At 63.0% G+C, this 23343-nt stretch carries 27 protein-coding genes; 14 read left to right on the top strand and 13 right to left on the bottom strand.

All coding sequences use genetic code 11. The annotated features are described in order from the left end of the window. Nucleotides 1-55: 55 nt before the first annotated feature. The 4 genes from EB815_RS19690 to EB815_RS19675 form a co-directional block, all read right to left on the bottom strand. Nucleotides 56-1363 carry a CynX/NimT family MFS transporter gene (locus tag EB815_RS19690; protein ID WP_081295099.1) on the bottom strand — a complete coding sequence of 436 codons (1308 nt, stop codon included), beginning with the start codon at nt 1361-1363 and terminating at the stop codon, nt 56-58. Further along, on the bottom strand, nt 1360-2037 hold the full coding sequence (locus tag EB815_RS19685) for a FadR/GntR family transcriptional regulator (protein ID WP_056572562.1): 678 nt from the start codon (nt 2035-2037) through the stop codon (nt 1360-1362). Before EB815_RS19685 ends, EB815_RS19690 begins: the two co-directional genes overlap by 4 nt. A 102-nt stretch (nt 2038-2139) precedes the next feature. After that, on the bottom strand, nt 2140-2823 hold the full coding sequence (locus tag EB815_RS19680) for a hypothetical protein (protein WP_056572563.1): 684 nt from the start codon (nt 2821-2823) through the stop codon (nt 2140-2142). Nucleotides 2824-2920: 97 nt separating this feature from the next. Continuing rightward, a complete protein-coding gene (locus EB815_RS19675; RefSeq protein WP_056572565.1) occupies nt 2921-4495 on the bottom strand; it encodes a trimethylamine methyltransferase family protein in 1575 nt (524 codons plus the stop codon). 290 nt (nt 4496-4785) lie between these two features. Here EB815_RS19675 and EB815_RS19670 point away from each other — a divergent pair, with 290 nt between their 5' ends. Next, nucleotides 4786-5484: a corrinoid protein gene (locus tag EB815_RS19670; protein ID WP_027046950.1), complete on the top strand. Its 699-nt coding sequence runs from the start codon at nt 4786-4788 to the stop codon at nt 5482-5484. An 85-nt stretch (nt 5485-5569) separates the two neighbouring features. Here EB815_RS19670 and EB815_RS19665 read toward each other — a convergent pair whose 3' ends face one another. Then, nucleotides 5570-5707, bottom strand: a complete 138-nt coding sequence (locus EB815_RS19665; RefSeq protein WP_019858698.1) for an entericidin A/B family lipoprotein — start codon at nt 5705-5707, stop codon at nt 5570-5572. A 54-nt stretch (nt 5708-5761) separates the two neighbouring features. Here EB815_RS19665 and EB815_RS19660 point away from each other — a divergent pair, with 54 nt between their 5' ends. Further along, the gene (locus EB815_RS19660) at nt 5762-6391 is read left to right on the top strand and encodes a DUF1638 domain-containing protein (RefSeq protein ID WP_056572569.1); all 630 of its coding nucleotides are present in this window, start codon (nt 5762-5764) and stop codon (nt 6389-6391) included. Nucleotides 6392-6398: 7 nt separating this feature from the next. Here the strand turns inward: EB815_RS19660 and EB815_RS19655 are convergent, their stop codons facing one another. Next, a complete protein-coding gene (locus tag EB815_RS19655; protein ID WP_056572571.1) occupies nt 6399-7322 on the bottom strand; it encodes an NAD-dependent epimerase/dehydratase family protein in 924 nt (307 codons plus the stop codon). A 151-nt stretch (nt 7323-7473) separates the two neighbouring features. Between EB815_RS19655 and EB815_RS19650 the strand changes: the two genes are divergently transcribed. The 6 genes from EB815_RS19650 (at nt 7474) to EB815_RS19625 (ending at nt 12160) form a co-directional block, all read left to right on the top strand. Next, nucleotides 7474-8049, top strand: coding sequence for a DUF4893 domain-containing protein (locus EB815_RS19650; protein ID WP_056572572.1), 576 nt, complete (start codon nt 7474-7476; stop codon nt 8047-8049). An 87-nt stretch (nt 8050-8136) separates the two neighbouring features. After that, nucleotides 8137-8919, top strand: coding sequence for a formyl transferase (locus EB815_RS19645; RefSeq protein WP_056572574.1), 783 nt, complete (start codon nt 8137-8139; stop codon nt 8917-8919). Nucleotides 8920-9123: 204 nt separating this feature from the next. Further along, nucleotides 9124-9426, top strand: coding sequence for a virulence factor (locus tag EB815_RS19640; protein ID WP_056572575.1), 303 nt, complete (start codon nt 9124-9126; stop codon nt 9424-9426). Further along, the gene (locus tag EB815_RS19635) at nt 9419-10015 is read left to right on the top strand and encodes a methylenetetrahydrofolate reductase C-terminal domain-containing protein (protein WP_056572577.1); all 597 of its coding nucleotides are present in this window, start codon (nt 9419-9421) and stop codon (nt 10013-10015) included. Before EB815_RS19640 ends, EB815_RS19635 begins: the two co-directional genes overlap by 8 nt. After that, nucleotides 10012-11103, top strand: coding sequence for a methylenetetrahydrofolate reductase (locus EB815_RS19630; RefSeq protein WP_056572579.1), 1092 nt, complete (start codon nt 10012-10014; stop codon nt 11101-11103). The genes EB815_RS19635 and EB815_RS19630 overlap by 4 nt, the downstream gene beginning before the upstream one ends. 82 nt (nt 11104-11185) lie before the next feature. Further along, a complete protein-coding gene (locus tag EB815_RS19625) occupies nt 11186-12160 on the top strand; it encodes a methyltetrahydrofolate cobalamin methyltransferase (protein ID WP_056572581.1) in 975 nt (324 codons plus the stop codon). A 79-nt stretch (nt 12161-12239) separates the two neighbouring features. On the opposite strand, the gene EB815_RS19620 is transcribed toward EB815_RS19625, so the two are convergent. After that, complete coding sequence (locus EB815_RS19620; protein WP_056572583.1) at nt 12240-12434, bottom strand: hypothetical protein; 195 nt, start codon at nt 12432-12434, stop codon at nt 12240-12242. A gap of 71 nt (nt 12435-12505) precedes the next feature. On the opposite strand from EB815_RS19620, the gene EB815_RS19615 reads away from it, so the two are divergent. The 3 genes from EB815_RS19615 (at nt 12506) to EB815_RS19605 (ending at nt 16136) form a co-directional block, all read left to right on the top strand. Continuing rightward, nucleotides 12506-14575, top strand: a complete 2070-nt coding sequence (locus EB815_RS19615; RefSeq protein ID WP_056572585.1) for an ASKHA domain-containing protein — start codon at nt 12506-12508, stop codon at nt 14573-14575. 189 nt (nt 14576-14764) lie between these two features. Then, a complete protein-coding gene (locus EB815_RS19610; RefSeq protein WP_056573465.1) occupies nt 14765-14950 on the top strand; it encodes a hypothetical protein in 186 nt (61 codons plus the stop codon). A gap of 232 nt (nt 14951-15182) precedes the next feature. Beyond that, nucleotides 15183-16136, top strand: a complete 954-nt coding sequence (locus EB815_RS19605; RefSeq protein ID WP_056572587.1) for an alpha/beta hydrolase — start codon at nt 15183-15185, stop codon at nt 16134-16136. 27 nt (nt 16137-16163) lie between these two features. Here the strand turns inward: EB815_RS19605 and EB815_RS19600 are convergent, their stop codons facing one another. Further along, nucleotides 16164-17063: a LysR substrate-binding domain-containing protein gene (locus EB815_RS19600; RefSeq protein ID WP_027043894.1), complete on the bottom strand. Its 900-nt coding sequence runs from the start codon at nt 17061-17063 to the stop codon at nt 16164-16166. 222 nt (nt 17064-17285) lie between these two features. Between EB815_RS19600 and EB815_RS19595 the strand changes: the two genes are divergently transcribed. The 3 genes from EB815_RS19595 to EB815_RS19590 all read left to right on the top strand — a co-directional run bounded on the left by EB815_RS19595 (nt 17286) and on the right by EB815_RS19590 (nt 19229). Then, nucleotides 17286-17471 (top strand): hypothetical protein, encoded by a 186-nt coding sequence (locus EB815_RS19595; protein ID WP_027061621.1) that lies wholly within the window; start codon nt 17286-17288, stop codon nt 17469-17471. A 341-nt stretch (nt 17472-17812) separates the two neighbouring features. Continuing rightward, entirely contained in the window at nt 17813-17947 is a 135-nt protein-coding gene (locus EB815_RS33990) for a hypothetical protein (protein ID WP_081295128.1), read from the top strand. Nucleotides 17948-18290: 343 nt separating this feature from the next. Continuing rightward, nucleotides 18291-19229 carry a GlxA family transcriptional regulator gene (locus EB815_RS19590; protein WP_413814136.1) on the top strand — a complete coding sequence of 313 codons (939 nt, stop codon included), beginning with the start codon at nt 18291-18293 and terminating at the stop codon, nt 19227-19229. Nucleotides 19230-19234: 5 nt separating this feature from the next. Here the strand turns inward: EB815_RS19590 and EB815_RS19585 are convergent, their stop codons facing one another. The 5 genes from EB815_RS19585 to EB815_RS19565 all read right to left on the bottom strand — a co-directional run bounded on the left by EB815_RS19585 (nt 19235) and on the right by EB815_RS19565 (nt 23261). After that, nucleotides 19235-20032 carry an ABC transporter ATP-binding protein gene (locus tag EB815_RS19585; RefSeq protein WP_056573468.1) on the bottom strand — a complete coding sequence of 266 codons (798 nt, stop codon included), beginning with the start codon at nt 20030-20032 and terminating at the stop codon, nt 19235-19237. After that, nucleotides 20029-20802 (bottom strand): ABC transporter permease, encoded by a 774-nt coding sequence (locus tag EB815_RS19580; RefSeq protein ID WP_056572591.1) that lies wholly within the window; start codon nt 20800-20802, stop codon nt 20029-20031. Before EB815_RS19580 ends, EB815_RS19585 begins: the two co-directional genes overlap by 4 nt. 89 nt (nt 20803-20891) lie before the next feature. Further along, the gene (locus tag EB815_RS19575) at nt 20892-21842 is read right to left on the bottom strand and encodes an ABC transporter substrate-binding protein (RefSeq protein WP_056572593.1); all 951 of its coding nucleotides are present in this window, start codon (nt 21840-21842) and stop codon (nt 20892-20894) included. A 138-nt stretch (nt 21843-21980) separates the two neighbouring features. Beyond that, nucleotides 21981-22322 carry a peptidase inhibitor family I36 protein gene (locus tag EB815_RS19570; protein WP_056573473.1) on the bottom strand — a complete coding sequence of 114 codons (342 nt, stop codon included), beginning with the start codon at nt 22320-22322 and terminating at the stop codon, nt 21981-21983. Nucleotides 22323-22412: 90 nt separating this feature from the next. Beyond that, nucleotides 22413-23261, bottom strand: coding sequence for a DUF1194 domain-containing protein (locus EB815_RS19565; protein WP_056572595.1), 849 nt, complete (start codon nt 23259-23261; stop codon nt 22413-22415). Nucleotides 23262-23343: the final 82 nt, after the last annotated feature.

Below are 23343 nucleotides of genomic sequence, written 5' to 3'. Positions count from 1 at the left end.
CAGGACCGCGTGACGCGTTGGCGGGTGCCCGAGGCCGCGACATGGAAGGCTTGGATCAGCCTTCCCCATCGATGCGCATGGTCCTGGCGCCGACATGCAGCGCCCGTCCGGCGCCGAACCCCATGATGGCGGCACCCAGCCCAAGCGCGACGAACAGGAAGGCGGATTCCGAGAAACTGCCGGTCCAGCCGCGGATCAGGCCGACCAACAGCGGGCCGGTTGCCGCAAGCACATAGCCGACGCCCTGCGCCATGCCCGAAAGATGCGCGGCGACATGCGAATCCGGCGAACGCAGAACGATCAGGGTCATGGCGGCAGCGATCAGGCCACCTTGCCCGATGCCTTGCAGGATCGCCCAGAAAAGCACGGTCGAAGTCGGCGCGAAGAGAATGCCGAGCAGCGCGACCACCGCCACGCCAACAAGCGCCACGTTGATGCCGCGCTGGTCCCTGAGCCGTACCGCGACGGAGGGCACGGCAAGGCAGGTGATGACCTGCGCCATGACGGACACCGAAGCGATGGCGCCGGCGGTGGCCGCGTCGAAGCCGCGCTCGCGCAGGATCGGCGCCAGCCAGCCGAAGATGCAGTAGGCAAGCGCCGACTGCAGCCCCATGAACAGCGTCACCTGCCAGGCCAGGCGATCGCGCCACAGGCCGACGACGCGAAAGCCGCGATGGCTGGCCTGCCGCCGGCTGCCCAGCGCCTGCGGGATCCAGATCAGCAGCACGACCAATGTCGGCGCTGCCCATGCGGCGAGCGCGCCCGACCATGAGCCCGTGACAAAATGCTCGATCGGCAAGGTGAGGCCGGCGGCAGCGGCTGAACCGGCGCACAGGGCCATCGTGTAGAGCCCGGTCATGACGGCGGCGCTGCCGGCAAAATCGCGCTTGACCAGACCCGGCAAAAGCACGTTGCCGATGGCGATGGCGCCGCCGGCAAGGAAGGTGGCGACAAACAGCAGCGGCACCGAACCGAACCAGCGCAGCCCGGTTCCCAGCGCCAGCAGCGCAAGCGCGCCAAGCAAGGTGCGTTCAGCCCCGTAGCGCTGGGCAAGCCGGGGAGCAAAGGGGGCGAAAAGGCCGAGACACAAGACCGGAAGCGTGGTCAGCAGGCTGGCGCCGGTCGTCGAAAGACTGGTCGCCTGCATCACCTCGGGCAGCAGCACCGACAGGCTGGAAAATAGCGGCCGCAGATTGAAGGCGATCAGCACAAGGCTTGCGCCAAGCACGATGCGCGCGGAGCGGCTACGCAGTTCGGGTGGCCGCGGCTTCGGCAAGCTATCGGCTTCGGCATCGATGAGGTCCAGCCCCTCGATGGCGTTGGATTGCGCCGTCGGAACGGGCTGACGAAACGTCTGGTTCATTGGGAAAGCAGTCTTTCAAGTTGGGCCAGAACCGGCGCCATGAAAGCGCGGACGGCGGAAACCGCACGGTCGGGGTCACCCGCGGCTATGGCGTCGACGATCGCCGCATGCGCCTGCTGGTCCGGCTCGGGCAGTTCGCCGTCGATGGTGGCGTGGATGGTTTCGGTGATGGCCGCGGTGAAGAAGTCGTAGAGCTCCATCATCGCCTTGTTGCCGGACGCCGCGACGACCGATTTGTGGAAGGCGAGATCGCGCCGGATGAAAGCGTTGCTCCCGCCATCGGCGACCGAGCCGCGCTCGGAAAGCAGCAGGCGCATCCGGTCGAGATCGGCGGGTGTGCGGCGCAAGGCGGCAAGCCGCGCCGCCTCCAGGTCCAGCGCTGCGCGCGCCTCCCATTGGTCGCGCAAGCCGGTTCGCTTGACGCGGTCGAGCGCGGCCGATGAATCGACGGTCGAGCGCACATAGGTGCCCGAGCCCTGGCGCGTATCCAGCAATCCTTGCGAGACCAGCACCCTCACCGCCTCACGCACAGTGCCGCGGCTGACCGACAGCAGATCACTGAGCGCCGCTTCATTGGGAATGCGTTCGCCCACGCCCCAGCGGCCGCCGACGATTTCGGCACGCAGGCTCCCGGCTGCGCTGTCGGCAAGATTCGTTCGGATGGCGGGTTGCATCGGCCTATTCATCAAGTCATCTGATGACTTGATGAATAGGCCTGCTTTTGTCCACCGTCAAGACACGCATCGGGAAATCCAAGCGCCACACGATGGCGTTGATCAGCTGGCGGCCCGTACGAAGCTCGCCATATGGAAGGCCTGAACCTCCGGCGGATAACGATAGGCGGTGCCATAGGGACAGGCATTGCGGTCGAGGCAGCCGCCGCTCCGGCACGGTTCGCCATTCCCGCCACGCACATGCGCAAGGCAGGTCTGGTAGGCAAACCCCTCCCTGGAATAGGCATCGACCGGACAGGATTTCAGGCAGGGTTTCTCGACACAGGCATCGCAAAGGTGGATTGCATCAGCCCGCTCCGAAAGCTCGATCTCGTCCTCGAACAGCAACGCGCCGCGATAGGCATGCCAGAGCCCGTATTGCGGATGCATGAGAATGCCGAGCGGCGACGGTTTTAATCCCTCCGCCCGCATCGCCCATTGCTGGAACGGCAGATAGGGCTTGTCCGAGGGCGAAACGGCACGGGCACCAAATTTTTCCGCGACCGTGCCGATCGTTTCGCGTGACCATGTGTCGAGCGGATTGGCGATTGCCTGGGGTTGTTGCTCTCGCCAGCGCAGGAAATGCCGCCAGGGTGCGGCACCCGCCTGCCCCACCAGCAGGATGGACCTTGCCGGTGCGCCCGATGCGCCATGAGGGGCATCGCTATCAGGAAAAGCAAAGCCGCCGCGCAGCATGAGGCCGTTGGCGTCAAGCGCGGACGTGATCCTTTCGATCATGCCGCGCATAGAATCATCCCTTCTTGTCCGGATCGGAGAAGGCGCTCCGCCAGACTTCCTTGTGGATGATGTTGGCGACTTTAGCCCCGCCTGACTCGGGCTCCTTTCAGGTGAAGGCGTCGGGCATCGACCCCTTCTTCCTGGCGATGAAGTCCTTCAGGGCTTCGTCGATGCTGGGATCGAGATGCGGCGCCTCGTAGCTCTCCAGCCAGCGGCGGGCGAGTTCGTTGGCGCGCTGCGGCGCGGTCTTTTCGCCTTCGGCCAGCCACTGCTCATAGGAATTGTTGTCGGCGATGTTGGAGCGGTAGAAGGCGGTCTGGAAATTGGCCTGGGTGTGGTCGCAGCCGAGATAATGGCTTCCCGGCCCGACCTGGCGGATGGCGTCCATCGCCTGGCCGTTCTCCGACAGGTCGACGCCTTCGGCGAATTTCTGCTGCATGCCGAGCTGGTCGACGTCCATCATGAATTTTTCGTAGCATGACGCCAGCCCGCCCTCGAGCCAGCCGGCCGAGTGAAGGACAAAGTTGGTGCCGGCAAGCATGGTCGAGTTCAGCGTGTTGGCGCTTTCATAGGCGGCCTGCGCATCCGGAACCTTGGACGCGCAGAGCGAACCGCCGGTACGGAACGGCAGGCCGAGCCGGCGTGCGAGCTGCGCCGCGCCGTAGGAGACCAGGGACGGTTCGGGCGTGCCGAAGGTCGGCGCACCCGACTGCATCGAGATCGACGAGGCGAAGGTGCCGAACAGCACCGGCGCGCCCGGCCGGATCAGCTGCGTGAACGATGCGCCGGCCAGCACCTCGGCCAGGACCTGCGTCAGCGTGCCGGCGACCGTCACCGGGCTCATCGCGCCGGCAAGGATGAACGGCGTGACGATGCAGGCCTGGTTGTGCCGCGAATAGACCTTCAGTGCGCCGAGCATCGTCTCGTCGAACACCATCGGCGAGTTGGCGTTGATCAGGCTGGTCAGCACCGTGTTGTTCTCGACGAAGTCGTCGCCGAAGACGAGCTTGGCCATCGCCACCGTGTCCTCGGCGCGCTCCGGCGCGGTCACCGACCCCATGAACGGCTTGTCCGAATATTTGATGTGCGCATAGACCATGTCGAGGTGGCGCTTGTTGACCGGCACGTCGACCGGTTCGCACACAGTGCCGCCGGAATGGTGGATAGACGGCGCCATATAGGCGAGTTTCACGAAATTCCGGAAATCCTCGATCGTCGCATAGCGCCTGACGCCATCGAGGTCGCGCACGAAGGGCGGGCCGTAGACCGGTGCGAACACCGTGGCGTTGCCGCCGATCTGCACCGAGCGTTCTGAATTGCGGGCATGCTGTGTATAGACGGAAGGCGCGGTCTTCAGCAGCGAACGGCAAAGCCCCTTGGGGAAATGCACGCGCTCGCCCTTGACGTCGGCGCCGGCCTCTTTCCAGAGCTGCAGCGCTTCGGCGTCGTCGCGGAAGATGATGCCGATTTCCTCGAGCACCGTGTCGGTGTTCTTCTCGATCAGCGCCAGCCCTTCCTCGTCGAGCACCTCATAGACGTTGATCTTGCGCTTGATGTAGGTGAGCTGGGTGCCCGGCCCGCCGCCGGAGCGCGCCGCGCGCCTGGCCGCCGCTCCGCCGCTGGCGCCGCGCCCACGCCGCGCGTTTGACGCTTCCTGGTCGACTGCCGCGTGTTCGCTCATGATCGCTCTTCCCTGAATATGGCCTGGCCTTACTATGGGCCGGTCCGTAACCGTTGCGGCCGCATGGCGCGGCTTTCGCCGGATCGTAGCCATGCACCCTATTCGAAACGGCCCGTCCGCGCCAACGCCTGTCGCAAAATCGACAAGAAAACCAATAGATTTTCCAGTCGCTTTCCTTTTGCGGGAAGTCGCAAATCAGCTATGGATACCCGCCCGTTGCGGGTTAGGTATGAACGCCAATATTTTGTGCCTTGCGACACAGTCGCGATGCCGTGAGGAGCTGGATTAAAATGTCCGACGACGAGATCATCCTTTCTGAACTTTCCGACGACGAGTTGGTGCAGCAGATGCACGACGACCTCTATGACGGGTTGAAGGAAGAGATCGAGGAAGGCACGCGCATTCTGCTGGAGCGCGGCTGGGTGCCTTACAAGGTGCTCACCGAGGCGCTTGTCGAAGGCATGCGCATCGTCGGCGAGGATTTCCGCGACGGCATCCTGTTCGTTCCCGAAGTGCTGCTCTCCGCCAACGCCATGAAGGCCGGCATGTTCATCCTGCGCCCGCTGCTGGCCGCCACCGGCGCGCCCAAGCAAGGCAAGATGGTGATCGGCACCGTCAAGGGCGACATCCACGACATCGGCAAGAACCTGGTGGGCATGATGATGGAGGGCGCCGGCTTCGACGTCATCGACCTCGGCATCAACAATGCGGTCGAGAAATATCTCGATGCGATCGAGCAGCATCAGCCCGACATCATCGGCATGTCGGCGCTTTTGACCACGACCATGCCCTACATGAAGGTCGTCATCGATACGATGAAGGAAAAGGGCATCCGCGACGACTATGTCGTGCTGGTTGGCGGCGCCCCGCTCAACGAGGAATTCGGCAAGGCCGTCGGCGCCGACGCCTATTGCCGCGATGCCGCGGTGGCGGTCGAGACCGCCAAGGACTTCATGAAGCGCAAGCATAACGTGCGCGCTTCCGCCTGATCCAAGGCATCAGGATGGACAGGCAGAAAAAGCCGCGCCTTGCAGCGCGGCTTTTTTGTTCCCAGATGATGGACGAGGCCGCCGATCAGTTGGCGACAGTGTCTTTGACAGCCCTAGCCGTCGATTTGACATCCTTGCCGACGCCCCGAATGGTGTTGGCGCAGGCCGTAAGGGCCAGGGCACAGGCAAGAATGGCAATCGGCGCGATACGCAGCAGTTTCATGGACGGTGTCTCCCTCGACAGATAAATTAGCCCCGCAGCGAAAGCCGGCTCGACTTGGTCAAGACGCAAAAAACGAAACCGAATCAGACAGACAGGCTGCTCATCATCGCCTGCGGAATGATTGCGCGCGAGGTATTGGCCGTCAAGGAACAGCTCGGGCTGGATCACCTTGACCTGACCTGCCTGCCGGCGGAGTTTCACTTCTATCCCGACCGTATCGCGCCCGCCATGGACAAGGCGATCGGGAAGGCCAGGGCGGAGGGTTACGAGCACATCTTCGTCGGCTATGCCGATTGCGGCACCGGTGGCCTGCTCGACCGCGTCATCGAGAAGCATGGCGTCGCGCGCATGGCCGGCCCGCATTGCTTCGCCTTCTATCAAGGCATGGAAGCCTATGCCAAGGTTGCCGACGACGACATGATGTCCTTCTACATGACGGATTTCCTCTGCCGCCAGTTCGATGCCTTCTTCATGAAGCCGCTGGGCCTCGACAAGCACCCTGAGCTGATCAAGGACTATTTCGGCAACTACGAGAAGCTGATCTATCTCGCCCAGACCGATGATCCCGAACTCGACAAGGTCGCGGAAAAGGCCGCCGCCCTGCTTGGCCTCGCCTATGAGCGGCGCGCGACCGGTTATGGCGACCTGACCGCGGGAATGGCGCAGGCGGCGAAGGTCACCTGAGCGCAATCTAACCTGGCCCGTTCTCAGCCCTTAACGCCGCCAGCACATCGGTAAAGCTCGTCCTGCAGACAAAACCCAGCCTGTCCCTCGCCCGCGACGCGTCATAGACCCTGTCGATGGAGGAAAACATCGTCCAGCCCTTGCGCGCGTAGAGCGCCGCGAAGTCCGGGAAATACCGCGCGACCACCGACGGCGCATCCCTGATCAATGCCGCGCAATCATCAGGTTGGAACGGTGTCGGCGCACAGACGATGAAAACATCGAAGCCAAGCTGTGGCGCCTTCTCCAGCGCGGCGACATGGGCCTCGGCCGCATCTTCCACCGTCAACCGCCGGAACAGCAATTCGTTCGCCTTGGTGTTGGCATCCGATTGTTCGATCGCATGCGCCATGTCATCGGCTTCGGGAAAGAAGCGGGCCGTTCGCAGGACGACCACCGGCAGGCCGTGCTCAAGATGATAGAGGCGGCAAAGATGTTCGGCCGAGAGCTTGGTGACGCCATAGATATTACGCGGCTCCGGCGACATCGCTTCGGTTAGCCACGCCGCCTTGCGCGCGCCACCCTTGAAGCCGTCGCGTATCGCCTGCGAGATCATCAGCGATGTTGTCGAGGTGAACACAAAGCGCTCGACGCCGGTCGCCACCGCCGCGTCGAGCAGGTTGAGCGTGCCCTGCACATTGGTGGCGACGAAATCGCTGTTGGCGCGGCTCTCTATGTTGGGCTTGTGCAGCGCGCCGCTGTGGATGATGGCTTCGATACCATTATCCCTGACCGCCCGCATGACCATGTCACGATCGGCGATCGAGCCGATCATCCGCGTTTCGACCGATGGAACAGGGTCGAGGCCAATCACCTCATGACCAAGCGCGCGCAAGCGCGGCGCCAGGGTGCCGCCCAGCCAACCCGACGATCCCGTGAGCAAGATTCGCATGCGCCCCACCATGATTTTTGACGGTGACGCTGTTAAGCACGGATGACAGGCGCGAGCGACCCGGTAAAGTCAGCCATCAGCCGGCAGAGGCGCCGCTCCGGACATTAACTGCCATTTTCAAACGCCATTTTAGAGACACGGGGAGTTCCAGATGATCCTTCGCCCACTGCTTGCGGCCATCGGCCTGCTCTGCTGCACCTTGCCAACCCTTGCCGACGGCGAGGTGCAGAAGCTGATCACGCCTGCCGACAAGACCCGTCTCGACAAGTATGGCGAGACGCGCAAGGCGGCGCTTGCCGAGGCGAAGGCGGGCAATCCGGCCGAGGTCAAACAGCTCGATGCCTTGCTGGCGAAGCCGCTGGTCTCGTTCTCCGACAAGGACCTGACCGGCAATTGGAAGTGCCGCACCATCAAGGCAGGCGGGTTGAGCCCGCTCGTCATCTATGGCTGGTTCAAGTGCAAGGTGACCGACGACGGCTCCGGCTGGCGGCTGGAAAAGATCAGCGGGTCCCAGCGAACCCAAGGCCGCTTCTTCGACGACAACGAGAAACGCGCCATCTATCTCGGCTCCGCCTCCGTCAACAACGATCGGGCCAAACCTTACGGCAGCGGCCCGCAGACCGACCAGGTCGGCTATGCCTACCGCACCGGCGCCGGCGAATGGCGCATCGAACTTCCCGCACCCTACTACGAATCGAAGCTCGACATCATCGAGGTCAAGCGCTGAGCGTGGTCATCAAGATTTAACCCCCTTCCGGCACAAAATCCGGCCAGCACGCGGCAGCCGGCCGCATGCAAGGCAGGAAAACGGGCAATGTCTTCATCGGGAGCAACGAGCGCGCCGATCGTCGTCGTGACCGGCGGCGGCCAGCATGTCTGGGCCATGATCAACGCAATCGCCGATCGCGTAGGTCCTGTCAGCGTCATCCTCGAAATCCCTGAATCCAAAAAGCAATTGCTGCGTGGCCGGGCTCGGCGCCAGGGCTGCATCTCGGCCATGGGCCAGCTTGGCACGATGGTGCTGAGCAGGTTGGGCAAGCGGATTCTCGCCAGCCATGGCGCGCGATTGATCGCGGAGGAGAAACTGGAGGTCGAGCCGCGACCGGGCCAGGAGATCATCCACGTGACTTCGGCCAATGGGCCCGAGTGCCTGCAGGCGATCCAGAAGATCCAGCCAGGCGTCGTGCTGCTCAACGGTTGCCGGCTGATTTCGGCCGGGATGCTGAGCAAGATGCCCTGCCCGGTGCTCAACTACCATGCGGGCATCACGCCAAAATATCGCGGCATGAATGGCGGCTATTGGGCTCTGGTATCAGGTGACGCGCAGAATTTCGGCACGACTGTCCATCTCGTCGATGCTGGCGTCGACACTGGCGGCGTGCTGAGGCAGGCGCGTGGCAAACCGAAAAAAGGCGACACCATCTCAACTCACGCACTGCGCCAGGCGGCGTTCTCGCGCGACATCTGCGTCGAGGCCGTGCGCGATGCACTGGCCGGAAAACTCACGACGATCGACCCGGGCCTGCCTTCGAAACAATGGTATCACCCGACGATCTGGTTCTACGTCTGGACCGGCCTCAGAACCGGAATCTGGTAGGGTCTTTTCAGCCCGGCACCGCATAAGGCAGGACGGCTTTTTCGGCATGCCGAACCTGCCGCCGGTGCGCGTCGCAAACGAATAAAGACACCTTTCATTTTACGACATTGAAATGCGTCGCTTTTGAATGCGCGCGCGTCGTCCCATAACAAGCGGGCCCATTGCGCATGCGGCAATGCTCGATAGTTCGAGGAGCGAGAATTCATGGCCGATCTTATCGTCGTCTACTGGCGCGACATCCCTGCCCAGGTCATCGTCAAGAAGGGCCGGCAGAACGCCAAGCGTGAGCTGCCGCTGCGCTTCACCGAGGCCATTGACATGTGCGCCATGCGCACCGGCGCCGGCGGCACCGACGACTATCTGGCCGAATGGCGCAAGGCCGATCCGGTCCCGGTTGGCGACGACCTCGAAGCCGAGGTCGAAAAGGCTTTTCAGGAGCTCGATGCGAAATACGACCGCGAGCGGCTCGTCGCTCTGGTCAAGGCGGGCGGGAAAGAAAATGTCTGAGACGAACCCGGCGGTTACCCAGGCCACCCTGGTCAAGAAGGCAGCGCCGAAATCCGACTACAAGCCGGCCGACGTGTCGCCGCAGCGGCGCGTGCAGCGTTCTTTCGCGGTGAGGCTGTGGTCGATCCGGCATTCGCGCCTGCTCGAATGGTTCTATTCCCGTTTCGCCGACATGTTTCTGCTCCTGCACCCCCTGTGGAAGGGCATAGGCTACGGTCGCGTCGAGGCCCCGATCAAATTCGTCGAGAAGCGCGTCAAAGGCTTTATGTTCGACTGCCGCATGTGCGGCCAGTGCATCCTGTCCTCGACCGGCATGTCATGCCCGATGAACTGCCCCAAGCAACTGCGCAACGGTCCCTGCGGCGGCGTGCGTGCCAACGGCAATTGCGAGGTCGAGCCCGATATGCCCTGCGTCTGGGTCAAGGCCTGGGAAGGTTCGCAGAACATGGTCAACTCGGACAAGATCCTGGCCGTGCAGAAGCCGGTCGACCAGTCGTTGCGCGAAACGTCGGCCTGGCTGCGGGTCACCGCGCAGGCGGCGGCAGCCCGTGAAGCCGCTGCCGCGCCAAAGACCGGAGCCGCCGCATGACCGCTCGCCAGCGCGACGAAAACCCGGCCGGCATTCACTTGCCGCTCGATCCCCTGCCCGGCCACTCGTCCCGTGGCCGGCTGGAGCGCGTGCTGCGGCGCGGTGAATTCGCGGTGACGACCGAGCTCAATCCCCCGGACAGCGCCGATCCCGAGGACGTCTACAACAGGGCGAAGATTTTCGATGGCTGGGTCGACGCCATCAATGCCGTCGATGCCTCGGGCGCCAACTGCCACATGTCCTCGGTCGGCATCTGCGCGCTTCTGACCCGCATGGGCTATGCCCCGATCATGCAGATCGCCTGCCGCGACAAGAACCGCATCGCCATCCAGGGCGACGTGCTGGGCGGCGCCGCCATGGGTGTCGCCAACATGCTGTGCCTGACCGGCGATGGCGTGCAGGCCGGCGACCAGCCCGGCGCCAAGCCGGTGTTCGACCTCGATTCCATGTCGCTGCTCGAAACCGTCCGCATCATGCGCGACAACGGCAAGTTCCTGTCCGGCCGCAAGCTGACGACGCCGCCGCAGGTCTTCCTGGGCGCTGCCGTCAACCCGTTCGCGCCGCCCTTCGATTTCCGCCCGATCCATCTTGGCAAGAAGATCGCCGCCGGGGCGCAGTTCGTGCAAACGCAGTATTGTTTCGACGTGCCGATGTTCAGGACATTCATGCAGAAGGCGCGCGACCTCGGCCATACCGAGAAGGTGTTCGTCCTGTGCGGCGTCGGCCCCCTGGCCTCGGCCAAGACCGCCAAGTGGATCCGCTCCAACGTGCCGGGTATCCATATCCCGGACGCCGTCATCAAGCGGCTGGAGGGTGCCCAGGACCAGAAGAAGGAAGGCAAGCAGCTCTGCATCGACATCATCAACGAGGTGAAGGAAATCCCCGGTATTTCGGGCATCCATGTGATGGCCTACCGCCAGGAGGAATATGTCGCCGAGATCGTCGATGAATCCGGCGTGCTCAAGGGCCGCCAGCCCTGGAAGCGCGAAATCCGTCGCGACGACCAGATGGTTGCCGATCGGCTGGACCACATCCTGCATGACGAGATTACCGAAACCCAGGTGGATATGGTGAAGACCGCGCACTGATCCTGCACGGAGCACGAGCATTCGCTTGATCGAAAAGAGATAACGATATAAAGAACTCTTTATATCACGACGGAGAGATTTCATGACCCGGACCATCGTTGCCTCGGCGACACGAGAAATCATCATCGGCTTCGACCAGCCCTTCTGCGTGATTGGCGAGCGCATCAATCCGACCGGCCGCAAGAAGCTCGCCGCCGAGATGGTGGCCGGCAATTTCGAGACCGTCATCAAGGACGCGCTGGAGCAGGCCGCCTGCGGCGCCACCATGCTCGACGTCAATGCCGGCGTCACCGCGGTCGACCCCAATGCGACCGAGCCGGCGCTGCTGGTGCAGACGCTGGAGATCGTGCAGGGTCTCGTCGACCTCCCGCTGTCGATCGACAGCTCGGTCACTGCCGCGATCGAGGCGGCACTCAAGGTCGCCAAGGGCCGCCCGCTGGTCAATTCCGTCACCGGCGAGGAGGAAAAGCTCGAGGCCATCCTGCCTTTGATCAAGAAATACAACGTCCCGGTCGTCGCCATCTCCAATGACGAGACCGGCATTTCGATGGATCCGGACGTGCGCTTCGCCGTCGCCAAGAAGATCGTGCAGCGCTGCGCCGATTTCGGCATCCCGGCGCACGACGTCGTCGTCGACCCGCTGGTCATGCCGATCGGTGCGCTAGGCGACGCTGGCCGCCAGGTCTTCGCGCTGCTGCGCCGCCTGCGCGAAGAGCTCAAGGTCAACACCACCTGCGGCCTGTCCAACATCTCCTTCGGCCTGCCGCATCGCCATGGCATCAACGCCGCCTTCATCCCGATGGTGATCGGCGCCGGCATGACCTCGGCGATCATGAACCCGGTGCGACCGCAGGAAATGGAAGCCGTGCGCGGCGCCAATGTGTTGAACGGCACCGACGAGAACTGCACCAACTGGATCAGGACCTACAAGGACTACAAGCCCGCCGAAGGCGGCCAGGCGGTTGCGGCGCCGACGCAGGTCAATGCTCCCGGCGAAGGCGGCGGCAATGGCGGACGCCGGCGCGGTGGCCGTGAAGCCCGGATGGCCAGGGGATAAGCGCGCAATCGTGAACCGAACTGCAAACCACGCTGAACCGATCGCATCATTGATGCGGTCGGACGCGTCTGCTTTGCGTTCAGGCGATGCCCGGTATGGCGTCGAACAACGTCATTCCCGTCCACGATCCGAATATACCGGTCACGCCGCCTGTGATTCCGGTGGCCAGGCATTGCGAAATGCGCGGCCATGGGCCCTTGAGCAGCCGCACCATGGTGAAGGCGGTGAATATGCCGGCAAGCAGGAGATCCGACATGATCGGTCTCTGGACCATCAGACATTCCGCCCAATCCTGAGACGATCCGTTAAACGGTATCGACAATTCTTACCGAGACACGTGCAAGCATGAATTCTCCCGCCAACATCACCGATCCGCTCGTGCTGTTCATGCCGTCGGGCAAGCGCGGCCGGTTTCCCGTCGGCACGCCGGTGCTGGATGCCGCGCGCCAGCTCGGCGTCTATGTCGAAAGCGTATGCGGCGGCCGCGCCACGTGCGGGCGCTGCCAGATCGAGGTGCAGGAAGGCAATTTCGCCAAGCACAAGATCGTCTCCTCCAACGATCACATTTCGGCCAAGGGACCCAAGGAAGAGCGCTATGAGCGCGTGCGCGGGCTGCCCGAGCGGCGCCGCCTGTCCTGCTCGGCGCAGATCCTCGGCGACCTCGTCATCGACGTACCGCAGGATACCGTCATCAATGCCCAGACCATCCGCAAGGATGCCGATACCAGGGTGATCGCCCGCGATACGGCGATCCGCATGTGCTATGTCGAGATCGAAGAGCCCGACATGCACAAGCCGCTCGGCGACCTCGACCGGCTGAAGATCGCGCTGATGAAGGATTGGGGCTTTAAAAACCTCGAATTCGATTTCTACCTGCTGCCGCAGGTGCAGGGCATATTGCGCAAGGGCAACTGGACCGCCACCGCCGCCATCCACAAGGATGCCGACAGCGACATCGCACGCGTCATCGCGCTGTGGCCGGGCCTCAAGAACGAGGCCTATGGTTTGGCCTGCGACATCGGCTCGACCACCATCGCCATGCATCTGGTGTCGCTGCTCTCGGGGCGTGTCGCCGCTTCGTCCGGCACGTCGAACCCGCAGATCCGCTTCGGCGAGGATCTGATGAGCCGGGTCTCCTATGTGATGATGAACCCGGATGGCCGCGAAGGCATGACGGTGGCCGTGCGCGAGGCGATCTCCAGCCTCGTCGACAAGGTCTGCGCGGAAGGCAATGTCCAGCGCAACGACATCCTGGATTCCGTCTTCGTCGGCAATCCGATCATGCACCATCTGTTCCTCGGCATCGATCCGACCGAACTCGGCGGCGCGCCTTTCGCGCTCGCCGTCTCGGGCGCGGTGCGCATCAAGGCCTCCGATATCGGCCTGAAGCTCAACCAGGGCGCGCGCCTCTACATGCTGCCTTGCATCGCCGGCCATGTCGGCGCTGACGCGGCGGCGGTCACGCTGTCGGAAGGTCCGCATCGCCAGGACGAGATGATGCTGATCGTTGACGTCGGCACCAATGCCGAGATCGTGCTTGGCAATCGCACGCGCGTAGTCGCGGCCTCCTCGCCAACGGGCCCGGCGTTTGAAGGCGCCGAAATCTCCGGCGGGCAGCGTGCCGCGCCCGGCGCCATCGAGCGCGTGCGCATCGACCCCGAAACGCTGGAGCCCAAATACCGCGTCATCGGCTCCGAACTGTGGTCCGACGAGCCAGGCTTCCTCGACAGCGTGCAGGCAACGGGCGTTACCGGCATTTGCGGTTCCGGCATCATCGAGATCGTGGCGGAGATGTATCTCGCCGGCATTATTTCCGAGGATGGCGTCGTTGACGGATCGCTCAGCCTTCGCTCGCCCCGGGTCGTCGCCAACGGCCGAACCTTCTCCTACGTGCTGAAGGAAGGCGAACCAAAGATCACCATCACCCAGACCGACGTGCGCGCCATCCAGCTCGCCAAGGCCGCCCTTTACGCCGGCACCAAGCTGCTGATGGAAAAGCAGAACACCGAGCATGTCGACCGCATCCACTTCGCCGGCGCCTTCGGCTCCTTCATCGATCCGAAATACGCCATGGTGCTGGGCCTGATCCCCGATTGCGACCTCGACAAGGTCTCGGCCGTCGGCAACGCCGCCGGCGCCGGTGCGCGCATGGCGCTCTTGAACCGCGGCTATCGCCGCGAGATCGAGGAGACGGTAAGCCAGATCGAGAAGATCGAGACTGCCCTGGAGCCGAAATTCCAGGAGCATTTCGTCTACGCCATGGCGCTGCCCAACAAGGTCGATCCGTTCCCGAAATTGTCGGCGGCGGTGAAACTGCCGCCACGCAAGACGGTCAGCGAGGATGGCGTCGCCGGCGACGCCACCCCGCGGCGGCGCTCGCGCGAAGGCCACGCGGCACGACGCGGCCGCGAATAGACGCGACTTCCGCAAGGCGTTTCAACCTTCAAAGTCATTTGCATGCAAATGTTTCCGGATCGAACCGATCCGGAAACCGAAACGCTGTTTTCGCGAAATCCATCCGATACATAACGAGCGCATTTAGCGGACATCGAACGACGGCCAGGGACGATCCTCGGCTGCCGTCGTCCTTCAAGGGAGATGAAAATGTCGATGTTCGAAAATCTTGGCCGCTTCGGTGTGACCATCAGGCAGACCCATGCCAGGAACAAGGCGATCCGTGCGCTGAACAGCCTGCCGGCGCATGTCCAGAAGGATATTGGCTGGCCGGCCTCGCCGCCGAGCGATCCACAGGCCGCGCTCACGTCGCTGCTTCTGGGCACGCCGCGCTGATGACCTTCGCCGACAAATGCAAACTGCTCGGCATGCGCCGGGGGTCTCGCACATCCCCGGCCCGAACCAGCAACCGGCTGCGCGTGGCGCTTTTGCCGCGCCGCTGACACGGAGCGCGCATCACACCGGCGTGTGGAGACGGCGTAAATCTTGACATTCTTGGCCAACGCACGATCTTCGCAAGAGAGGGGGAATTCTCTTAGTCGGCTGCAGCCGAAGTTCGTGTATCCGCATGCCAAGTTTGAAAAGCCACGTCGTTTCCTTCGTGCTCAGGCACAGCCGCAAGAAGGCGTTTTCCAGCCCTGAAAACCTGCAGCGCTGGATCGCCGCCGCGCGCAAGACCGAGGATCACCATCCACCGGCCTCGCTACACCAGCGCTTCGACATCGAGACACGTACCGTGGACGGCTTCCCGGTCTACGAAATTGCCCCCAGGGCCGGAGAGCATAGGCGGATCCTCTACCTGCATGGCGGTGCCTATGTCTTTGAAATCACACCCTACCACTGGCACCTGATCGCCGAGATGGCCGACCGGCTGGGCTACGGCATCACCGTGCCGATCTATCCCATCGCCCCGGAACACGATTTCCACGCCATGTTCGGCATGGTCGGCGATGTCTATCGTCAGATGCTCGACGAGACGGAACCGGAGGACATCATCTTCATGGGCGATTCCGCCGGCGGCAACATGGCCGTGGTGCTGACCATGATGGCTGCCGAAGAAGCCCTGCCCTTGCCGTCGCGCCATGTCCTGATTTCGCCCGGGCTCGACATGTCGCTTTCCAACCCCAAACTGTTCGAGGCAGAGCGCAACGACCCCTGGCTCGGCATCCCGGGCGGCCTCGAGGCGATCCGGATGTACAGTGCCGGCATGGACCGCAGCGACTGGCATATCAGCCCGGTCTACGGCGATCTCTCGGTGCTGCCGAAAACACTGATGCTGACGGGCTCGCGTGATCTTCTGACCCCAGACAATCTGATCTTCGCCGAAAAGGCGCGGGCAGCCGGCGTCGAGGTCGATGTCGTCCATGAGGAAGGCATGTTCCACGTCTGGCCGCTGATCGACATGCCCGAGGCGCGCCGCGCCCGCCAGCACATCGTTGCGTTCCTCAGCGAGAGCCGCTCACCGGTCAGGCAAGACATGAAAACAGGGCTGGAGGCGCCCTCCGCCGAGGCGGCGGAGTAACGCTTGTCCTTTCGATCCGGCGGCGGATCAGAACTTGCCGGTTTCCCGGAACACTTCGAACGTCGCACGGATGTGGTCGGCGACGGCCTTGACCGGCGCGCTGGCGTCCGGGGCCACCACCATGGCAAGATTGTAGGTGCCGATATCGGGCATGCCGTCCTTCGGGCAGAGCTCGACCATGTCGTTGCCGAGGAATGATCGCGGCAACGGCGCGACCGCGAGGTCGGCCATGATCGCCGCACGCTGGCCAGCCGTGTGCGCGCTCATGTAGGCGACGCGATAATTGCGGCCCTCGCGCCCCAGCGCATCGAGCGCGCCGGCCCGCCAGGCGCAGCCCTCCTCCCACAGCGACACCGGCAACGGTTCGCGCAGATGCGCGCAGCCGCCCTTGGCGCCGGCCCACACGATCGGTTCGGTCAAAAGCACCTCGGCGCCGAGCGCGCTGGTCTTGTAGGAGTTGGTCAGAAGCGTGATGTCGAGCGCGCGGTCGTCCATGCGCCGGCGCAGATTGCTGCTCTGGTCTATGGTGACATCGACGGCGATCGAGGGGTGCGACTGCGCGAAGCGCTTCAGCACATGCGGCAGCACGCGCTCGCCATAATCATCCGGCGAGCCGAGCCGCACCACACCGACAATCTCGGGAATGATGAATTTCGACACCACCTCGCGGTTGATCGACAGCAGCCGGCGGGCATAGCCGAGCAGCATCTCGCCGTCCGTGGTCAGCGACACCGAGCGGGCGTCGCGCGCGAACACCGAGCGGCCAAGAATGTCCTCCAGCTTCTTTATCTGCATCGACACCGCTGAGGGTGTACGAAAGACGGCATTGGCGGCGGTGGTGAAGCTGCCGGTCTCGGCAATGGCCACGAAAGTGCGCAAAACGTCGAGATCGAGCAGTGGCAGCGGATGATTAAGCGGGGCGTTCATGGCGATCAGCCTTCAATTTTTCTGATACAAAGCATCATTCCATTTCGTTTGATTGAACATCAGATCGGGGGCATAGTCAACTGCATCGATTGAGGATGCTGCCACAAGCAGCCATGAAACGACCACGACACAGACCTGCAATCGACACGAAATGAAGCTGAAACAAACCTGACTTAGCAGTCGCCCCTGGCATCCCTGCCAGGCGCGCAAGGAGAAATGAAAATGTCTATCCTGTCGTCCCTCGGCCGCATCGCGACCGAATTCAGCGCGGCCCGCGCCCGCTACCAGACCGAACGCGCCATCCGTTCCCTGCCGATCGAACTGCAGAAGGATATCGGCTGGCCTGAGGCATCCGACACCAAGACCGGTATTCGCAACGGCATCGGATCCTGGGCTGGAGCAAAGTAGATCGTGTGTATCAAGCGCTGAAGGCCTGCCGCGCGGACCCAGCCCGGCAGGCCTTCTCTATCTTATTTGCATTCAAATGAGTTTCGAAGCCATGCGAGCGCTGCATGGCGCATATGAGCAAGCCGCATAGCGGCGCGGACTTCAAACTAACACTCTGTAAATAATCGCAAATTTCAGGCAGCTTGCCCAAATTTGTCGCATTCGGTGTCGCATTTCATATCAAGCGCTTCGCTTTTGCGATTTAGTTTTTGCTCACACAAGCCTATATCAGCGCCAGCAAACGAGCTGCCCCACTCCATCAAGCGAAGGCGACCCGTCTGAGCAACCGATTGGAGATGATCATGAAGCTTTTTTCCCGCCTCTTTGCCCGCCGCGAAATGAACCTGACCACCGCTCTCGAGCGTCAGCGCCTTGCCAACACCATGCCTGGCCAGACTGGCGCGATGGCTGCGGCGCGCCTCGGCTTCGTCGCCTGACATTTTTCCAGGCAGCGCTTCCCTGCTGCTGCTTCAAGACTGTAACGCCGCCTGGCTCCGGCCACGGCGGCGTTTTTGTTCGTCTTTGCGCGTTTTGCCTGTCGTTTGGACAGTTGCTGCCGCGCCCGGGGGCATCGCCGCAAAGCAATTGCCCATTTGCGACCCATGTCGCAAATTTAATCTTGCCCAGGCGGCGTAGCCGATTGACAAGCATGATTTTTCCTGATGTCGCTATGCTATTCGCGACATCCTGTTCGCGTCATGGCCAGATGAGGTTCCCGTGAACGCCGTCAAGCATCCGATCAAGCGATCGTTTGTGTTCTTCCTTATCCCCGATTTCACCATGATCGCTTTTGCGACCGCGCTCGACCCGCTACGCTCCGCCAACCGCATGCTCGGCTACGAAGCCTATCGCTGGCGCCTCGCCAGCATCGATGGCAAGCCGGTGCGTGCCTCGAACGGCGTCGAATGCGCGGTCAACACCTCGCTGGAGGACGAGCGCAAGAAGATGGCCGGCCCCGATCGGCCCAACATGGCCATCGTCTGCAGCGGCATCAATGTCGAGCGTTACCAGAACAAGTCGGCCTTCGCCTGGCTGCGCGAAGAGTACAATCGCGGCGTCGCCGTCGGCGGCCTGTGCACCGGGGCACATATCCTCGCCGCCGCCGGCCTGCTGTCCAACAAGCGCTGCGCCATCCATTGGGAGAACCTGCCGGGCTTCTCCGAGGCGTTTCCGAAGGCCAATGTCTTTGCCGACCTCTTCGAGATCGATCAGAACATCTACACTTGCGCCGGCGGCACAGCCGCGCTTGACATGATGCTGAAGCTGATCGGCGACGACTTCGACGAGAGCCTCGTCAATCGCGTCTGCGAGCAGGTGCTGACCGACCGTGTGCGCAGCCCGACCGACCGCCAGCGCCTGCCGCTGCGGGCTCGCCTTGGCGTGCAGAACTCGAAAGTGCTGACCATCATCGAATTGATGGAGGCGAACCTCTCCGAGCCGTTGTCGCTGATCGAGATCGCCGACCATGTCGATCTGTCGCGCCGCCAGATCGAACGCCTGTTTCGCACCGAGATGGGCCGCTCCCCTGCCCGCTACTACCTGGAAATCCGGCTCGACCGCGCCAGGCACCTGTTGATCCAGTCCTCGTTGCCGGTGGTCGAGGTGGCGGTCGCCTGTGGCTTCGTCTCGGCCTCGCACTTCTCTAAATGCTACCGCGAGCTCTACGCCCGCTCGCCGCAGCAGGAGCGCGTCGACCGCAAGCAGCTGCTGGCGGCCTGACCGGGTCAAGCCTTCGCCGGCTGGCCCTGCGCCGTCCGCATCGCCTCGACGCGGATGTCCTCGGTCAGCCGCGCCTTCAGCGCCGAGAACTCCGGACTGGTCTTGAGCGTGTAATGGCGTGGATGCGGCAGGTCGATGGCGACATCCGACTTGATGCTGCCTGGCCGCGCCGTCATCACGATGACGCGCGAGGCCATGAAGATCGCCTCCTCGATATCATGGGTGACGAACAGCACCGTCTTCTTGCGCCGCTCCCATATGCCGAGCAGGAGCTCCTGCATCAGCCCACGTGTCTGGTTGTCCAGCGCCCCGAACGGCTCGTCCAGCAGCAGGATCTCCGGATCGTTGGCGAGCGCGCGGGCGATCGCCGTGCGCTGCTGCATGCCGCCGGACAGCTGCTTCGGCCAATGGTTCTCGAACCCCTTCAGGCCGACGAGATCGACATAGGACGCAACCACTCCGTCCCGCTCCTTTTCAGCCATGCCGCGTTCGCGCAGGCCAAAGGCGATGTTTTCGGCGACCGTCAGCCACGGAAACAATGTGTAGGACTGGAAGACCATGCCGCGATCCGGCCCCGGCCGGGCCACCGCCTTGCCGTGGAGCAGCACGCGGCCCTCGCTAGGCGCCTCGAGGCCGGCGACGATCCTGAGCAGTGTCGACTTTCCGCAGCCGGACGGACCAAGGATGGTGATGAAGTCATTGGCGGCGACCGCCAGGTCGATCGGCATCAGAGCCTTGACCGGCTGTCCGCCGCGCACGCCGGCAAAGGTGCGCGAAACGCCCTCTATGAGAAGCTTGCTCACGCCAGGCTCCATGGAAAGAGCCAGCGGTTGAACGCCTTGAAGGCGAAATCGGACAACAGCCCAATCAGTCCGATGACGATGATGCCGAAAATGATCTGCCCGGTCGCCAGGCGCGACTGGCTATTGATGATCATGTAGCCGATACCGGAGGACGAACCGATCAGTTCGGCGACAATGACATAGGTCCACGCCCAGCCGAGCACCAGCCGCAGCGTCTCGGCGATTTCAGGCGCATTGGCCGGCATGATCACCCGCCTGACGATGCTGTTGTTCGTCGAGCCAAGCGTATAGGCGGCCTCGACAAGGTCGCGCCGCGTCGAACCCACCTTGACGGCGATGATCAGGATGATCTGGAACACTGAGCCGACGAAGATGACCAGCAGCTTTTCCAGCTCACCAATGCCGGCCCACAGGATGAGCAGCGGAATGAAGGCCGAGGCCGGCAGATAGCGGGCAAAGGAGACAAAGGGCTCCAGGAAGGCTTCCACGGGCTTCCATGCCCCCATGGCGATGCCGAGCGGTACGGCCACGACCGACGCCAGTACAAAACCGCCAAAGACCCGCCAGATGGTGATCAGTATGTCGAGCCAGAAACGGTCCTCGACAAGCAGCCGCCAGCCGTCCCGGAGCATCGACAGCGGATCGGCGAGAAAAATCCGGTTGACGTGACCGCCAAGCGTGATCCAGCCCCAGAACGCGATGAACAGCACGAAGAAGGAAACGCCGAGCACGGTTCGCAGGCCCGGCGAAACTGGATGCAACGGCCGCATCTTCACATCGTCCCCATCTTCAAATTGTCACGTGCCGAGGAGAGAACGGCGCGCCAGGCGCCGCCGTGACGGGGCAAAGGCCGAAAATATCAGTTCGCCACCGCGCTGGTATCGGCCAGCGTAGCGACATCAGGGGCCTCCTTGATCAGCCCCATCTGCAGCAGCAGCTCGCCGGCGGTCTTGGAAAAATCCTGGAATTCCTTGGTGAAGAACTGCTTGTTTTCGGCCTTGTCGGCCCATTTCAGGTATTTCGCCGAATCCTCGAATTCCTTGGCTGACTGCTTCACGTCGGCGCCCATGATCTCGTAGGATTTCTGCGGGTCGCTCTTGATCAGGTCGAGCGCCTCGAAATAGCTGTCGGCGAGCGCCTTGGCGGCGTCGGGATTGGCCTTGAGGAATTCGGGCGTGCAGCCGACCGTGTCGAGCACCATCGGGTAGTCGAGCGTGGTCGCCAGTATGTGGCCCTGGTCGGCCTTGTCGCGCACGGCCGAGATGAACGGCTCATAGGTGACCGCCGCATCGTTCTGGCCAGCAAGGAAGGCCTGCGCCGCCGCGTCCGGCTCCAGATTGACGACCGTGACGTCCTTGGTCGACATGCCGTTCTTGTTCAGCACCCAGGCGAGCAGGAAATAGGGCGACGTGCCCGGCGCCGAGGAGGCGACGTTCTTGCCCTTGAGATCGGCGACGGTCTTGATGTCGTTGCGCACGACAATGCCGTCGGCGCCATAGGATTTGTCGAGCTGGAAGATCTGCTTGGTGGTCACCCCACTGGCGTTCCACACCAGCCAGGTTTCGACCGTGGTGGCGGCGCATTGCAGGTCGCCGCTGGCGATGGCAAGCGGCCGGCTGGCCTGAGGCACCTTCTTCAAGGTCACGTCGAGGCCGTGCTTCTCAAAGAGGCCCGCCTGCTTGGCAAGCGTCAGCGGTGCGAAGCCGGTCCAGCCGCTGATGCCGATGGTGACCGATGTGGCGGCCATCACCGGGGCGGAGAGACCGGCGGCAAGCGTCAAAGTGGCGGCAAAAATGGTGGTCCTGTTCATATGAGTTCCCCTTTTGTTTCTCTGGGGGAATTGTTCACTGACGCCAATCGGCTTGTCAATCAACAGTAACGTGTTTGGCGGCCTGCCGGCAGGCACGCCCCGTCGCCGACGCTCGACAGGGCTGAAGCCCTGCCGCCCTCAATAGCCGTCGCAATAGCACTCGGCCGACGAGATGCGATCGTTCCAGTCGCCGCCCAACTCGCGGGCCCTGCGCCTGATCTCGATCGATTGACCTCCCATATTCGTATCCTCATAGGCCACAAGTGTGCAGCCCCGGCGAACGAACACCGACGACACGCGGTCGTTCCAGAACTGGCCACGACGAAAATTCACCGAATCGTCGGGGCCCATTTCGATCGACCGCCCGCGAAAATTCACATGCTCGAACATGACGCAGGCGGGCTGGTCATTGTACTGGGCGCTGGCGCTGCCGGCAAAAAGCACGGACGCGACAGCTGTCAGGATGGCTAGACGTTTCATCTGATCTTCCTCGGTTTCGACCGCGGCCCCCACTTGCTGGATAGCGCGGCGCGGCCGTTTTGCCAATGCTTGCCGCGCCGTTGCCCAGGCCTAGCGGCTGTCCAGCATCCAGCTGCGGTTGCGCCACATTTTCTCGCCGATCTGGCAGTCGGCGGCCGGCTTGTCCTGCGCCAGCACCACTGGCGGATGGTCCGCCTCCTCCGCCGCCCATTGCGGTGACGCCGGACCGGCGAGTTCCAGCACCAGCTTGCGACGGATGGCTTCGGGAAATTGCGTCCAGTCGTTGACCGGGATCATGAAGGCACCGGGGCCGCCTATGACGCAGTCGCTGTAGTAACGGTCGAGATCACTGACGTCATAGGCGCCCGAAAATCCGCCTCGGGTCATCAGCGGCAGGCCGTTGATGACGATGCCTTGCCTGACCACCCCGTCGCGGGTGAGATTGACCGGCGCACCCTGATTGTTGGGTCCGTCGCCCGAAATATCGATGACCCGCTTTGTTCCCTGGTAGCCGCTTTCGGCGAAAAGATCGCTGCCGAACTCCAGCGCGCCGGATATCGAGGTGCGGCGCGCGCTGTTGGGCGGCTGGGCGGACAATTGCGCCACCACTCGCTCGGCATCGGCGCGGTTGGCGATGACAGTCCACGGCACGATGACGCGTTGCCATGTGGTGCCGGCCCATTCCACATAGGTGACGGCGATCTTGCCATAGGCGCCATCGGCGATTGCCTGCAGCACATTGTCATGCGTCAGGGCCGCCGCGTAGCCGTGACGCTGGATCTCGAGCTCATCGGCCGACATGGACAGCGAGACATCCACCGCCAGCACCAGCTCCACATCGACCGGCTCGTCCGCGCGGGATCCCCGGGCCGGCCAGAGCATCAGCGCCAGCGCGGCGCAGCCGGAAATGAGATGTCTTGCGTACGGGAAAGCAGACATGCCGGAAGGGTAAGCCAAAACGGCGCTGTTAAAAAGACAAAAGCCCGGCCAAAGGCCAGGCTTTTGCGATCGGTCTTTCTCT

Origin of the sequence: Mesorhizobium loti (genome assembly GCF_013170705.1) — a bacterium.
Classification (GTDB): domain Bacteria; phylum Pseudomonadota; class Alphaproteobacteria; order Rhizobiales; family Rhizobiaceae; genus Mesorhizobium; species Mesorhizobium loti_D.
This window is presented reverse-complemented; position numbering and strand designations above follow the sequence as displayed.